The sequence below is a fragment of the Paraburkholderia bengalensis genome, assembly GCF_037126505.1.
Classification (GTDB): domain Bacteria; phylum Pseudomonadota; class Gammaproteobacteria; order Burkholderiales; family Burkholderiaceae; genus Paraburkholderia; species Paraburkholderia bengalensis.
Genome location: NZ_JACFYJ010000259.1, coordinates 1 through 1,167, shown reverse-complemented (window position 1 = coordinate 1,167; position 1,167 = coordinate 1). Strand labels below are relative to the sequence as shown.

General features: G+C 66.4%; 1 protein-coding gene. It reads right to left on the bottom strand.

Translation table 11 applies throughout. The features are described from left to right. Positions 1-1,167: formyl-CoA transferase (frc, locus tag H3V53_RS43105; RefSeq protein WP_336603028.1), on the bottom strand; the 1,167-nt coding region annotated here is incomplete at its 5' end.

The window sequence follows — 1,167 nt, the reverse complement described above, 5'->3', positions numbered from 1 at the left end:
TCAGATCGCGCCGCACGCCTTGAGCGCGTCGATCTGCGCGGGCGAATAGCCGAGTTCGGCCATCACCTCGTCCGTGTGTTCGCCCAACAGCGGCGAGCGCGTGACGTCCGTCGGGCTGTCCGACAGCTTGATCGGGTTGCCCACCGTCAGATACTTGCCGCGCACCGGGTGATCCACCTCGACGATCGTGCCCGTCTTGCGCAGCGATTCGTCTTCGGCGATTTCCTTCATCGACAGGATCGGGCCGCACGGTATGTCGTACCTGTTCAGGATCTCCATCGCCTCGAACTTGGTCTTCGACATCGTCCAGCGTTCGATCTCCGCGAAGATTTCCTTGAGCTTCGGCAGGCGCGCGTTGGGCGTCGCGTACTCGGGGTCGGTTGCCCACTCTTCCTTGCCGATCACGTTGCAGATCTTCGCCCACACGGGCGCCTGCGTGATGAAGTAGATGTACGCGTTCGGGTCGTGCTCCCAGCCCTTGCACTTCAGGATCCAGCCCGGCTGGCCGCCGCCCGACGCGTTGCCCGCGCGCGGCACCGCCTCGCCGAAGGTGCCGTTCGGATACTGCGGATATTCCTTCATGACGCCCGTGCGCTCCAGCCGCTGCTGGTCGCGCAGCTTCACGCGGCACAGGTTCAGCACGCCGTCCTGCATCGCCGCGAGCACCTTCTGGCCGCGCCCCGTCATCGTGCGCTGATACAGCGCCGTGACGATGCCCAGCGCCAGGTGCAGGCCCGTGCCGCTGTCGCCGATCTGCGCGCCCGTCACCACGGGCGGGCCGTCGTCGAAACCCGTGGTGGAGGCCGCGCCGCCCACGCACTGCGCGACGTTCTCGTAGACCTTGCAGTCCTCGTACGGTCCGGGCCCGAAGCCCTTCACCGACGCGACGATCATCTTCGGGTTCAGCTCCTGGATGCGCTCCCACGTAAAGCCCATGCGGTCGAGCGCGCCGGGCGCGAAGTTCTCCACCAGCACGTCGCACTTCTGGATCAGCGCCTCGAGCACGAGCTTGCCCTCGGGGTTCTTCGTGTCGATGGTCACCGAGCGCTTGTTGTGGTTGAGCATCGTGAAGTACAGGCTGTCGGCGTCGGGCACGTCGCGCAGCTGCTCGCGCGTGATGTCGCCCGCGCCCGCACGCTCCACCTTGATCACGTCCGCGCCGAACCA